Annotated in this window: 15 protein-coding genes; 5 read left to right on the top strand and 10 right to left on the bottom strand. The window is 60.9% G+C overall.

All coding sequences use genetic code 11. The features are described 5' to 3' along the window. The first annotated feature begins 116 nt into the window (after positions 1–116). Positions 117–659, top strand: a complete 543-nt coding sequence (locus tag RO069_RS05740; RefSeq protein ID WP_328185873.1) for a PadR family transcriptional regulator — start codon at positions 117–119, stop codon at positions 657–659. 6 nt (positions 660–665) lie between these two features. On the opposite strand, the gene RO069_RS05735 is transcribed toward RO069_RS05740, so the two are convergent. From RO069_RS05735 to RO069_RS05715, 5 genes are all read right to left on the bottom strand, one after another. Then, a complete protein-coding gene (locus RO069_RS05735; RefSeq protein ID WP_328185872.1) occupies positions 666–1,427 on the bottom strand; it encodes an AraC family transcriptional regulator in 762 nt (253 codons plus the stop codon). Between the two features lie 234 nt (positions 1,428–1,661). Beyond that, on the bottom strand, positions 1,662–2,591 hold the full coding sequence (locus tag RO069_RS05730) for an alpha/beta hydrolase family protein (protein WP_328185870.1): 930 nt from the start codon (positions 2,589–2,591) through the stop codon (positions 1,662–1,664). A 285-nt stretch (positions 2,592–2,876) separates the two neighbouring features. After that, positions 2,877–3,872 (bottom strand): NAD(P)H-dependent flavin oxidoreductase, encoded by a 996-nt coding sequence (locus tag RO069_RS05725; protein ID WP_328185868.1) that lies wholly within the window; start codon positions 3,870–3,872, stop codon positions 2,877–2,879. A gap of 170 nt (positions 3,873–4,042) precedes the next feature. Further along, positions 4,043–4,699 carry a DsbA family oxidoreductase gene (locus tag RO069_RS05720; RefSeq protein WP_328185867.1) on the bottom strand — a complete coding sequence of 219 codons (657 nt, stop codon included), beginning with the start codon at positions 4,697–4,699 and terminating at the stop codon, positions 4,043–4,045. A 156-nt stretch (positions 4,700–4,855) separates the two neighbouring features. Further along, positions 4,856–5,014: a YqaE/Pmp3 family membrane protein gene (locus RO069_RS05715; RefSeq protein WP_328185865.1), complete on the bottom strand. Its 159-nt coding sequence runs from the start codon at positions 5,012–5,014 to the stop codon at positions 4,856–4,858. Positions 5,015–5,211: 197 nt separating this feature from the next. On the opposite strand from RO069_RS05715, the gene RO069_RS05710 reads away from it, so the two are divergent. Beyond that, positions 5,212–5,964 (top strand): spermidine synthase, encoded by a 753-nt coding sequence (locus RO069_RS05710; protein ID WP_328185864.1) that lies wholly within the window; start codon positions 5,212–5,214, stop codon positions 5,962–5,964. A gap of 13 nt (positions 5,965–5,977) precedes the next feature. After that, complete coding sequence (locus RO069_RS05705) at positions 5,978–6,325, top strand: DUF488 domain-containing protein (protein ID WP_328185863.1); 348 nt, start codon at positions 5,978–5,980, stop codon at positions 6,323–6,325. Between the two features lie 9 nt (positions 6,326–6,334). Here RO069_RS05705 and RO069_RS05700 read toward each other — a convergent pair whose 3' ends face one another. From RO069_RS05700 to RO069_RS05685, 4 genes are all read right to left on the bottom strand, one after another. Next, positions 6,335–6,952, bottom strand: coding sequence for a LysE family translocator (locus tag RO069_RS05700; RefSeq protein ID WP_328185862.1), 618 nt, complete (start codon positions 6,950–6,952; stop codon positions 6,335–6,337). Next, positions 6,949–7,377 (bottom strand): hypothetical protein, encoded by a 429-nt coding sequence (locus tag RO069_RS05695; protein WP_328185861.1) that lies wholly within the window; start codon positions 7,375–7,377, stop codon positions 6,949–6,951. The genes RO069_RS05700 and RO069_RS05695 overlap by 4 nt, the downstream gene beginning before the upstream one ends. 126 nt (positions 7,378–7,503) lie before the next feature. Further along, a complete protein-coding gene (locus RO069_RS05690) occupies positions 7,504–7,932 on the bottom strand; it encodes an organic hydroperoxide resistance protein (RefSeq protein ID WP_328185859.1) in 429 nt (142 codons plus the stop codon). Between the two features lie 187 nt (positions 7,933–8,119). Further along, positions 8,120–8,557 carry an ankyrin repeat domain-containing protein gene (locus RO069_RS05685; RefSeq protein ID WP_328185858.1) on the bottom strand — a complete coding sequence of 146 codons (438 nt, stop codon included), beginning with the start codon at positions 8,555–8,557 and terminating at the stop codon, positions 8,120–8,122. A 194-nt stretch (positions 8,558–8,751) separates the two neighbouring features. On the opposite strand from RO069_RS05685, the gene RO069_RS05680 reads away from it, so the two are divergent. Next, complete coding sequence (locus tag RO069_RS05680) at positions 8,752–9,525, top strand: sulfite exporter TauE/SafE family protein (RefSeq protein ID WP_328185856.1); 774 nt, start codon at positions 8,752–8,754, stop codon at positions 9,523–9,525. Positions 9,526–9,692: 167 nt separating this feature from the next. Next, positions 9,693–11,726 (top strand): TonB-dependent siderophore receptor, encoded by a 2,034-nt coding sequence (locus RO069_RS05675; protein ID WP_328185855.1) that lies wholly within the window; start codon positions 9,693–9,695, stop codon positions 11,724–11,726. 43 nt (positions 11,727–11,769) lie between these two features. Here RO069_RS05675 and RO069_RS05670 read toward each other — a convergent pair whose 3' ends face one another. Beyond that, a complete protein-coding gene (locus RO069_RS05670; RefSeq protein ID WP_328185853.1) occupies positions 11,770–12,831 on the bottom strand; it encodes a PA0069 family radical SAM protein in 1,062 nt (353 codons plus the stop codon). Positions 12,832–12,850 lie beyond the last annotated feature (19 nt).

The following is a 12,850-nucleotide window of genomic DNA, read 5'->3' as shown; positions in this document are numbered from 1 at the left end:
CGTTGTAATCGATATTTCGACACTGGGGTTACGGGGCGTTACTGGAAACGGCAACACCAGGGCAACGGATGATTTCCGGATTGGCGAGCCGGTCGGTAGTGGATAGAATCACCCTCATGTCGATCCAACATGCCCTTTTGACCTCACTCCTCGAGAAACCGTCCACCGGCTTCCAGCTCGCCCGGCGCTTTGACCGCTCCATCGGTCATTTCTGGCAGGCCACCCATCAGCAGATCTACCGGGAGCTGCGCCGTATGGCGTCGTCGGGCTGGGTCGAGGTGGAAGCAAAGGGGGATGATGGCGGTCGCAAGCGCAAGGTCTACCATGTGCTTCCCGATGGCCGGGACGAGCTGGTGCGCTGGGCGTCGGAGCCCGGCAGCTCCGGTGAGAGCAACGAGGCCCTGATGGTGAAGATCCGGGCAGAGGCGGTACTGGGGCCCATTGGGGTGCGGCAGGAGCTTGAGCGACTGATCGGCTGGCATGAGGAACGGCTGGCCAACTACCGGGACATCGAGGCCCGGGATTTTTCGGGGCCGGACCTGACCCGGGGTCAGCGTCTCCAGCATCGGGTCTTGCTCAAGGGCATTTCCGCCGAGGAGGACTGGCTGCAGTGGGCCCGGGGCACCCTGCCACTGTTGTCGGAACTGGCGCCGGCCTGAGGGGTGTCAGGACGGCTCCGGTTCGGGAGGCGCTCCGGTTGTTTTTCCCGCCCGGACGACCTGAAGTGCCGATCGGAGAGCCTTTCGCTCAATGATGGTTTCCGTGCCGGACCGGATAAACAGCTTTGAAGCTGTCTCCCCGGTCAGCGCGCGGTGAGTCCGTGAAAAGTGGGATGAGCTGGAAAATCCCGCCTTCAGGGCCGCATCAGTGATGGAGTACCCCATGCCCAGCAGGATGGCCGACACGTAGGTCCGGTAGCCAAGCCGGAACTGGGTAATGGGCACCCCGGTATGTTCCTTGAACAGCTTTTCCAGGTAGGAACCCGAGAGATCAACCCCGGATGCATAGTGGTCGATGGGCAGGTTGAGGTTGATGGTCTGCCGGACCCGGCGTCCCACTTCAATGACCCTGGGGTCGAAAACCCGGAAGACCTGGGCTCTCACTTCCGATGGTAACAGCAGTTGTCGCAATTCCGGACGGACACTTTCTCCCTCAGTATTGCTGGTCCTGCGAGCCTCCAGCAGGGCGTTTATCAGCGCGTCTTCCTGTGGATGGTCATAGTAGAGTCCTGACCCGGCGCGTTGCATCACCCGGGCCAGGGCGGGGGCATCCTGGGAGAAGGGGGCAAGCAACCAGGTGGCGGTGACCGCGTCGCTGGTGTCTATGGTAGCCGGATCATGCCATTGCCCGGTTGTCAGCAGGCAACTCCTGGTGCGTATGGATCGCCCGTCGAGGGTGATGCCGAAATCGCCGCACAGGCTGACCATCAACCTGTCATGGGCTAAACGATGCGGTGTCGGTTGGGAAGGGGTGGTCGCCAGGTAGAGGAGTTCCCGGTGCCATACGTAAAATCGTGGTACCGGTCGGGGGTGTGGGCTGGATTTATTGTGTCTGGTGGCCATCCTCGGTCCGGGGTTCTTCGATCCCTGTCTGCTCTGAATACCCGCTCGCCGGACCCCATATACGTGGGGCCCGGCGTGTCGGCGTTTTGTTGTTGTAAGCTAGTTGCAGTTACCGCGGTACTCGGAAATGTCCCGGTCGGACTCGTGGCGCGGACCACAGATGAATTGACTGTACCGGGCATCCTTGTCCATGTGGACTTTCATCCAGGAAACGCCCAGTCGACCGAGGACGTCGTTATTGAAACCACCCCCATTGCCGCAGTAGTGAGAGCCGTTGTTGATCTCCACGAACGCCTTGGGTGTGGAATCCGGGATGGCGTCGTAGAAGGGGGCGGCGTGAAGGCCCACGGGCGCGATCAGATCGGCCTCACAGGCGAAGATCATGGTCGGTGTCGTAACATCCCGGAACCGGATGCTGGAGGTATCCCAGGGTGCCAGGGGAATGGCAGCGCTCAGCCGACCTTCGGTGGCCACGCGCAGGGTGCCGCCGCCGCCCATGGACCAGCCGATCACGCCAAGACGGTCGGTGTCGACCATGCCGCTGATGGGGCTGGTGGTAGAGCCGCTTTCATCCACCAGATGATCCAGTGCGGCATTGATCTGACGGGCCCGACTTGGTGGCTGGTCGAAGCCGGTGTTGGTGTCGATGGTCATGACCACAAAACCATAGGACGCCAGTTTCGGGCCCCACCAGTCAATGGAGGATTCGGCGGAGACAAACCCCGGGATAACCACCACAGCGCCCATGGTGCCGCTGGTGCCGGTGGGGTAGTGGATGGTGCCACCGCCAAAGCCGCTTGCCGCCAGCCCGGAGACCCGATCGCTACGAACCGACAGGTGGCCTTCGCGCCCTTCCAGGAAGGACTCGGTGGGGTCGGGGCCCCGCTCGTAGCCACAGTCAGTCTGGCAGCTATCGGGAGGGGTACCATTACCCCCGCCCCCGGTCCCGACGGCCATGGCTGAGACGGAAAACAGCAGGGATCCTGCCGCGAAGATGGATAATGCCGATTTGATGCCTGTTTTCATCATGAATTTTCCCTGAGACGTTCTCTTGGTTTGTTGTTTCGGGGTAGCGCCTACCCTGAGGATCCGGTGTTGATCGGAGGATCCGGCGGCAAAGGTAACCAAAGAGCGGTGTCCCGGCTTTCACGATCTGGCGAAAAAACGCGGGGTGGTTCGCAAAAAGGGTGAGGTTGGGGGAGGAATTCAGTGACGAAAAATTCAGGCTCTGTTAAGCCGGTTTTGCGATGGCTGTCGCTGTACAGAGCCTGAAGGGCCTGAACCGGGGGCCTGGGATGCCCCCGGTGGAATCAATCAGGCAGGTTCGGCAACGGGAGCCGTGTTAGTTTCCGTCAGACCCAGGCGTTGGCGGGCCTGGCCATACTCGCGGATCAGACGGGTCACCAGGGTGTTCACGTCGCCCACGTCCTTGACCGCGCCCACGCCCTGGCCAGCGCCCCAGATATCCTTCCAGGCCTTGCTCTTGGATTCACCGCCTGAACCGAAATTCATCTTCGACGGGTCGGATTCCGGCAGCGCATTGGGGTCCATGCCGGCGTTCTCGATGCTCTTCTTCAGGTAGTTGCCATGCACGCCGGTGAACAGGTTGGAGTAGACAATATCCTCGGCGCCGCTGTCGACGATCATCTGCTTGTAGGCATCGTCGGCGTTGGCTTCCCGGGTGGCAATGAAGGCGGAGCCGATGTAGGCCAGGTCGGCGCCAGCGGCCTGGGCCGCCAGTACCGCGTTGCCATTGGCGATGGAGCCGGACAGCAGCAGCGGGCCGTCGAACCACTCGCGGATTTCCTGGACCAGGGCAAACGGTGACTGGGTACCGGCATGGCCGCCGGCACCGGCCGCCACGGCGATCAGGCCGTCCGCGCCTTTCTCGATGGCCTTTTTCGCAAAGCGGTTGTTAATGACGTCGTGGAGGGTGATGCCGCCCCATTCATGGACCTTCTGGTTCAGGTCTTCCCGGGCGCCCAGGGAGGTGATGATGATGGGTACCTTATACTTGGCGCACAGGTCCAGGTCGTGCTCCAGGCGGTCGTTGGAACGGTGCACGATCTGGTTGACGGCAAAGGGTGCCGCCGGCCTGTCCGGGTTCTGCGCGTTGTACTCCGCCAGTTCGGTGGTGATCCGGTCCAGCCATTCCTCCAGCACGTGGGCCGGGCGGGCATTCAGGGCCGGGAAGGATCCCACGATACCGGCCTTGCACTGGGCGATGACCAGGTCCGGATTGGAGATGATGAACAGCGGGGAGGCCACCGCCGGCAGCGACAGGCCCTTGAGGTTATCGGGTAACGACATGACAGCTCCTGAGTCAGGCCACCGCCAGGTCACGGGTGCTGGCGATGGAGGGTTTGGCACATAGTCTGACAGTTCCACCAGGAGTCGGTTGGCTCTACTTGGTGCAACCAGTTGCATAAAATTACCAGTGGCTGGTTTTTTGTGCAACTGGTTTCATGACCGTTACGCCGTCACTGGCTGTCGGTGGCTTCTGCGGCAACCTTGCGCAGGGCGGCCACCAGGGTATCCGGCTCCTGGGCGCCGGAAATCATGTATCGCTGGTTGACGATAAAGGCCGGGACGCCGGTAACGCCGGCCTGTTGCCAGTAGGACTCCTCCTGGCGCACCTGGTCGGCGTAGCGATCGGAGGCGAGCAGTTCCCGGGCCTGGTCGCCGTCCAGCCCGATGCTTTCGGCCTGTGCCCGGAGTACGTCGTGGTCGGCAATGTTGGCGGCGTGTCCGAAGTAGGCATCGAACAGGGCCATTTTCATCTCGGTCTGCAGGCCGGACTCAGCCGCCCACTTCACCAGCCGGTGGCCGTCGAAGGTATTCCGGGTATAGCGTTCCTGCATGCGGGAGAAGTTCAGGCCCAGTCCTTCGGCAATGCGCATCATGTCGGCCTGGGCGGCTTCCATTTCCTGGGGACTGCGGCCATATTTCCTCGACAGGGCCTGGAGGATGGGCTCGCCGTCGCCGGAGGCATCCGGGTTCAGTTCAAAGGCCTGCCACTGGATCTGGAAGCTGACGTCGTCGGCCAGCCTGTCCATGGCCTGCTGCAACCGGGCGTAGCCAATGGCGCACCAGGGGCAGGCGATGTCGGAGACGATATTGATCTGGAGGTTGGTCATGGGGCTCTCGTTGACGTTAATGGATGGTCCCGGACGGGATGCTATGACGTCACTGTATACGAGAGCGCGGCGATTGCCGATGCCTGCGGGATGGCAGGGGAAAGGGCAGGGCCGCGCAGGGCGCCCCGCCTTTATTGAATCGTCTTTGGGGGCGGGCTACTTTTTGGCGATCACCCACACCGCATGGACGATGCCGGGAATGTATCCCAGCAGGGTCAGCAGGATATTGATCCAGAAATGCTTGCCGATACCGACCTGGAGGAAAACACCAAGCGGTGGCAGGATGATAGCGATGAGGATTCGGATCAGGTCCATGGACAACTCCTTTAACAGCTTATGTCGGATGGTTGGGTGGGCCGGTGCCTTGGTTTGCTGCCAGGGTTTCAGGACATCCAGCTTGCTACCCAATCTTGTGATGAAGATTAGCAATAAAACCCGGAGGACGAATTAAAGTTGGGCAATACTGACGCTGAAACCGGCTGCTCCAACCGCCATGATGGGCGTGACCGGATATGCTGAGACCGTCGCTGTCGGGCGAGCTGGTTCACCATACCCGGGATCGTATGGGGCCGATTATGGTACTCGACTACCGCCGCCACCGGGTACTGACGTTCGATTCCGTGTTCGAACAGAGCAAGATCGACCGCCGCCGGCCCTGGCTGCCCGTGCACGAGTACAACCGGGCCATGCTGTTGCCCGTGGCCTGGCGGCGTCCGGCCAGGGCCGTGGTGCTTGGTGTTGGTGGTGGAACGCTGGTGGGGGCGTTACATCACCTGCTGCCTGACTGTCATATCCATGGGGTGGACCTTCGCCCTGAGGTCGTCCAGGTGGCCCGGGATTTCTTCAGTCTGCCACAGACCGAGCGGGTGCGGGTCACCATTGCGGAAGCGCGCCAGGCCCTGGAGGATATGCCCGAGGGCAGCACCGATCTGATCCTGGCGGATCTCTATGGGGCGGATCGCATGAGCCCCGCCCAGTCCCGCCGGCATTTTATCGAGCTGTGCCATCGGGTCCTGTCGGATCGCGGCTGGCTGGCGGTGAACTACCATCGTCCGCCGGATCCGGAGGGACGTCTTTTCCGTCAGTTGCGGCAGCAGTTCGCCAGCCTGTTCAGTTACACCAGCAAATCCAACAACACGGTGTTGCTGGCGTCGAGGCAGCGGGTCCCGCTGCTGCCCGGTACGGAGCCATCACTCAGGAGCCTGGAAAAGACACTGCCCATTGCCTGGCCCAGGATGATGGCGAAGGTCAGAGAAGGACTGTGAAAGGAGCGACGTTATGTCTGTCCAGTTGAAGCGTGCCTATGACCCGTTGGGTAACGATGGCTATCGGGTACTGGTGGACCGGCTTTGGCCCAGGGGTATCCCGAAGGAGGAACTGCAGGCGGATGAGTGGCTGCGGGAGGTCGCCCCGTCCGACGATCTCCGTAAGGACTTTCACAAGGGCCGGCTATCCTGGGGCGAGTTCCGACGTGGTTACCTCGGCGAGCTGAAGCAACAGCGGGACAGACTGAGACCGCTGGCCGAGCGGGCATCCAGGGAAACGGTCACCCTCTTGTTCAGCGCCAAGGATCGGGAACGCAACAACGCCGTGGTATTGCGCCAGTACCTGGCCATGTTGGGGTGATCTGGGGACTCAGGTCTTGAGGATTCCGACGGCCAGCCGACCGGCGAGGGCGACGAGCAGGGCGCCGAAGAACCGTTCCAGCCACACCACATTACGCTGGAGTCCGCCCAGCATCCGGCGATTGGAGAACAGCCAGGCCACCGTGAGATACCAGACGGTATCGATCACCATGGCGGTCGCCGCATAACCCAGTTTCGCCAGTGTCGGGGTTTCCGGCCCCACCACCTGGCTGAACAGGGCGATGAAGAATACCGCCACCTTGGGGTTGAGGAAGGCCAGCATGAATCCATCCCGCGCCGCGCTGGTGGTGGTCGGAACCTCCGGCAGCTCGTCATGCTGTGACCGCTTTGCCATCAGTCCCTTAACGCCGAGCCATGCCAGGTAGGCGGCCCCGAGCCACTGCAGGCCGGTAAACAGGAGCGGCGAGGCGATGATGATTGCCGCCAGGCCCATAATGCTCAGGAACGCATACAGGCCGATGCCCAGGCCATGGGTCACTGCGGCGGTCATGCCGTTGCGTCTGCCACCGGACACGGTCTGCCTGAGAACCAGCGCCAGTGAGGGGCCGGGGGACATGGCCCCGAGGGCGCAGATGGTGACAACAGTGAGCCAGGTGGTCAGGGTCATAGCAGGTTTCCGTTAGTCGTCCTCGTTCGACGGGCTCCCAGCAGGGTCAGGAATACGGCTACGCCCAGTCCCCAGAAGCCGTTCAGTATCAGGCCGCCAAACCAGCTTTGCGCTGACACCTCCATCCCCTTGAGGGGAAAGACTACCAGCATGGCGACAACCGTGGGGCCGATGGCTCCCAGGATGATCATCAGACTCCAGAATGCCAGGGTTTTCAGCCGCCCCAGAAGGGCCCAGAGCAGGATGCCCCAGAGCCCGCCGAAAAAGGCCAATGATACCACGGCAGGCACTCCCAGCGGTGGTACCGGGCTCAGGTTGAATGGCCCGCTCGGGACCACTCCCGCGAGGTAGAACAGGCCGAAGAGGCCCTGGTGAAAGATCAGTGTGGCCAGGAAACCGCTGATAAATGCCTTGATCCATGACATGACGTATGTGCCTCCAAGCGGACTATTGACGGGATTCGTTGAGTGTAGCGGTTTGCAGGCAATGGGGTAAGGCGGGAGGAATAACCCTGGCTGGCCAGGGTTATTTCAAGGGTACGGCAACGACTGTTAGTCCACCCGGGTCAGGGTCACATCAATGTTGCCGCGGGTGGCGTTGGAGTAGGGGCACACCTGGTGGGCCAGATCGATCAGTTGTTGCGCCTGCTCGTCATCCATGCCGGGCAGGGAGATGCGCAGTTCCACCTGGATGCCAAAGGCGTTGCCAACCGGACCGATACCCACCATGCCTTCGATGGAAGCGTCTTCCGGCATGGGCAGCTTGGCCTTGCCGGCTACTGCTTTCATCGCACCGATGAAACAGGCGGAATAGCCAGCGGCAAACAGTTGTTCGGGGTTGGTGCCTTCGCCACCGGCACCGCCGAGTGCCTTGGGCGTGGCCAGGGCGACATCCAGCACGCCATCGGACGAAATGGCACGGCCGTCACGGCCACCGGTGGCTTCTGCGGATGCGGTATAGAGTACTTTTTCCAGGGACACGGTGTTTCTCCTGTTGAGGATTGTCGGGTGGCTCCCGGGCCGATCTGATGGGAACCGTGATTGCCAGGGCCGGGATGACCGGCCCGTGTAAATGACAAGGTCACCATACGTCGAAAATTGATTGCTGGCAACTATATTGTGCACAATTTAAATGACAGAAAGATTACCATGATGTCCTCACGTGCGCTCAGGACAGGGGTTCGAGGATACGGATGGTCTCGCTGGCGTTATGGGTCCTGGCCAGGTCCAGGGCGGTGTTGCCTTCGGCGTCGGTCAACGCCGGGTTGGCGCCGCAGCCCAGGAGAAGGTCGGTGATGTCTGCCTGGTTGTCCATCGCTGCCTGCATCAGCGGCGTCCGCTGGTGGTTGTCGGGCCGGTCCGGGTCGGCGCCCTTGACCAGTAACAGGCGGGCCGTATCCAGGTGGCCGTTGCGGGTGGCCAGCATCAACAGGGTGTCGCCCTCGCTAGTTCGCATATTGACCGGAACACCGGCATCCAGTAGCGGGGACAGCATGTTCGTGCCGCCATTCCTGGCAAGATCGAAGACGCCCTGGGCAAAGGCAATGGCGTCCTCGTCCTGCTCGTTTTCCGGTTGCCGGGGACCGGCTGGTTTGCCTTCGCTCATGGAGCCTCCCAGGATCCTGTATGGGTGATTATGGTTGTCGGTTTCCGCCCACTGGTGACCGCTTCCAGAGGAGCGGTCAGTCTGTCAAACCCGGACCGGACCGTGGAGCAGCCTGAAAGGGGGACGGATTATCGGTATGATTGCGGGCCATTTTACCAGAGTCTGACTTATCAGCGTCCAGGAAGCCGTGACCGATGTTGTCCCTTGAAGTCTACCAGTATGTGCTGATTGCCCTGATCTTTGTCTGGAGCGGCTTTGTCCGCTCGGGACTTGGGTTTGGCGGCGCGGTCCTGTCACTGCCGTTCCTGTTGCTGGTACACAACGAGCCGCTGGTGTTCCTGCCCATCATCGCGGTTCACCTGCTGGTGTTCTCGTCCCTGACCATCTGGATGAACAACCGTGGGGGCAAAGGCGGGGGCGTCCCGGCGGAGAGCACCGTGGACTGGCGCTACCTGGGGTACCTGCTGGCAGTGATGATCGTGCCCAAGCTGATCGGGGTGTTCGGGCTGATCACACTGCCGTCACAGGTGCTCAGCGCCATTATCTTCGTGATTGTGTCGGTCTACTCGTTGTCCTATATCTTCAACCGGCCTTTCCGCAGCGGCAGTCGTGTGGTGGATATGGCGTTCCTGATGGTGGGGGGCTATATCAGCGGCACGTCGCTGATCGGGGCGCCGCTGATCATTGCCGTTGCCGCCCAGCACCTGCCCAAGGCCAAGCTGCGGGATACGCTGTTCGCCCTCTGGTTCATCCTCGTTCTCATCAAACTGGTGGCCTTTATCCTGGCCGATGTCGACCTGCAGCTCATCCATCATCTGTGGTTGCTGCCCTGTGCGGCCGTGGGCCATGTCATCGGGTTGTGGATGCATCAGCGGATGCTGCAGGCGGAAACCCCGGTGTTCTTCCGGGTACTGGGTACGGTGCTGCTGGTGGTCAGTCTGGTGGGCCTGGTCCAGGCGTTCCTGTAATCCGTCACCATTGCAGAAGAGAGTAATTCTCATTAATATCTGTTCACGATTTTCAGTACGGACGGATTCCGTCCCGGTAGTTCACCATCTGGAGAAGTCATATGCTGCCTGATCAGGCTGGCGGCCGTTTTCGGCTGAAGGGGATTGTTCGTCTCACGGGATTGGGAATGATGTTTGCGGGCCTGGCGCCCGTGGCCATGGCGCAATCAACCGACGGGGAACAGGAGCCCGGCGAGCTGCAGGCCCTTGAGGTCACCGGCAGTGTACTGAAGGTGGATGTGCCCCTGGCGGAATCGCCGCGCCCTGCCTCCGTGGTGGACCGGGAGGAACTGGATGACCGCAATGTCCAGTCCCTGGATGAGAGCTTCCGTTACCGCGCCGGTGTGGTGTCCGGGCACTATGGTGCCGACAACGATACCGACTGGTTCAAGGTCCGCGGTTTTGACCAGTCCACCTACCAGGACAGTCTGCGGATCTACCGTGAGGGTTATTTCCAGTGGCTGCCCGAACCCTTCGGCCTGGAACGGGTGGAAGTGCTCAAGGGACCGGCATCCATCCTGTACGGCGAGGCGCCTCCCGGCGGTATCATCAACGCGGTCAGCAAGCGCCCCTCCGACGAGAAATCCGGGATCATCGAGCTTCAGCTGGGTAACCGCGAGCATCGCCAGTTGGATCTGGACACCACCGGCGCCCTGACCGACAACGCCAGTTATCGCCTGGTGGCGGTCTACAAGGACCGGGAGGGGGATCTGGACCATACCGAGAATGAGCGCTATTACATCGCCCCGAGTGTCGCCATCGACCTGAGTGACCAGACCCGCCTGACCGTGCTGTCGAGTTTCCAAAGGGATGATGCCATTCCGGTCAATCCGTTCAAACTCCCCTATGGAACGCTCGATGACACTCCCTATGGCAAGGTTGATACGTCAACCAATCTGGGACAGCCCGATTACGATAAGAACGAACGTACTCAAGCTGCCATTGGCTATGAGCTCGAACACGACGTGAACGAGAACTGGTCTTTCCTCCAGAATCTTCGATACAACCGTCTGGATCTTGAGCTACGCAGCTCCTACGTGTCCTATCAGGACCCTGCCGACCCTCGGATTGCGGTCCAGGGACTTGTATATCGAGAGGGGACAACTGACGGGCTGACGGTAGACAACCGTTTTACCGGCCACTTTTTCACCGAGCATACGGAGAATACGGTATTGGTGGGCCTTGACTACCAGAACCTCTCGGGGGAGGGCGATCAATACGATAACTTCCTGGACTTCGGTATGGTCGATATGTTCGATCCCGTGTACGGGAATTACACGCCTGTGACGGATGCTCAACTTGACGATATCGAAACCGACAAGGAACAGGTCGGCCTGTATGTCCAGAACCAACTGCGAATTGTTGATCGCTGGGTAATCCTTGCCAGCGCTCGTCACGACTGGGCAGAGACCGAGGCCAAGACGACTGCCGCCGCTGGTGGCACTACAGTCGAGAAGTCAGACGACAATCAGTGGTCACTGTCCGGTGGCCTGATGTACCTGGCGGACAACGGCTTGGCCCCATATGTTAGCTACAGCGAGTCGTTCCAACCTCTGCTTGCAACTGATACTGATAGTGAACTGTACGAGCCCTTGGAAGGCAAGCAATGGGAAGTGGGCGTTAAATACGCTCCGAACTGGTTCGATGGTTACCTTTCAGCCGCCGCTTTCGATCTGAAAGAGAAGAACAGCCTTGTCCAGGACGGTCCGCAGACGGTTCAGACTGGTGAAAAGGAGAGTCAGGGCTTCGAACTGGAGGGTAACGCCTACCTCACCGACGATTGGCAAGTGACCTTGGCCTATACTTACACTGATGCCGAGGACAAGGAAGACGATACCCTGAACCAATTGCCTCTGATTCCCCGACACCGGGCGGCTTTCTGGACAGACTATGACCTGAGCTCCTGGGTTCCGGGGCTCAAAGTCGGTGGTGGCGTACGGTACAACGGTGAGTCGGTTGGCCATTCGTTTGCGGGCGATACCCTTGAGGTTGACTCATTCACCGTTGCTGATCTGATGGCCCGCTATGATTTTGCTCGCAACTGGCGTGCGCAGCTTAACGTTAACAACATAACCGACAAGGAGTATGTCGCCAGTTGTGATTACTACTGCTACTACGGCGAATCCCGCAGCGTTATCGGTAGCCTGAGCTACCGCTGGTAACCCGCCGACAGGCCTCTCGGCGCACCCCGCGCCGGGAGGCGTTTCAAAACAATCCCATCTGCTCCCCCGATGGCCGACGGAACCGATCGGTCCTCAGGGCGGGTTCCGCTTCCCGGTTAAGCCCGACGGCCCGCGCCTGTCGATTGAACCGCTGGCGGATCAGGTCCGCGTAGGGCCCGGTTCCGGTCATGCGCTTGCCAAACTCGCTCTGGTACACCTTGCCTTCCCGCAGGTCGCGGATGCGATTCATGACGTGCTCCGCCCGTTGTGGGAAATGCCGTTGCAGCCAGTCTTGGAACAGTCCGTCCAGCTCCAGGGGTAATCGCAGCATGACCCAACTTGCCCTCGTTGCCCCGGCGTCCGCGGCCGATGCCAGAATGTGTTCCAGCTCGTGATCGTTGATGAAGGGAATCACCGGGCCCATGATGATCCCGGTGGGAACTCCGACCGCGGACAGTTCCCGCAGCATCTTCAGCCGGGTGGCGGGCGCGGCGGTGCGGGGTTCCATGACCCGTTTGAGCTGGTTATCCAGGGTGGTCAGGCTCACCCGGACGGAGCACAGCCCCAGTCTTGCCAGTTCGGTGAGCAGGTCCAGGTCCCTCAGGATCAGCGCCCCCTTGGTGATGATGGATACCGGGTGCCGGTATTCCAGCAGGACTTCCAGCAGCTCACGGGTAATCCGCCGCTCCCGTTCCACCGGTTGATAGGCATCGGTGTTAATGCCCAGGGCGATCGGCGAAGGCGTGTAGCCTGGCTTATCCAGTTCGCGACGTAACTGCCGGGCGGCGTTGGGCTTGGCGATCAGCCGGGTCTCGAAATCCAGCCCCGGTGACATGTCCCAGTAGGCATGGGTGGGCCGGGCAAAGCAGTAGATACAGGCATGTTCACAGCCCCGGTAGGGGTTGATGGAACGGTCAAACGGGATATCCGGCGACTGGTTGCGGCTGATGATGGTTCGGACCTGCTCGTCCCTCACCTCGGTGGCCAGGGAGTCCGGGTTCAGGTCGTCCTCCGGGTCCCGGTACCAGTCGTCGTCACGGGTCCTGTCGGAGGCCAGGGGCTGGAAACGGTTGTGGGGGTTGAGTGCCGTGCCACGGGTTTTCATGGGGGTACCTGATACTGTC

The sequence above is a fragment of the Marinobacter sp. OP 3.4 genome (genome assembly GCF_036224885.1).
Taxonomy (GTDB): domain Bacteria; phylum Pseudomonadota; class Gammaproteobacteria; order Pseudomonadales; family Oleiphilaceae; genus Marinobacter.
This window is presented reverse-complemented; position numbering and strand designations above follow the sequence as displayed.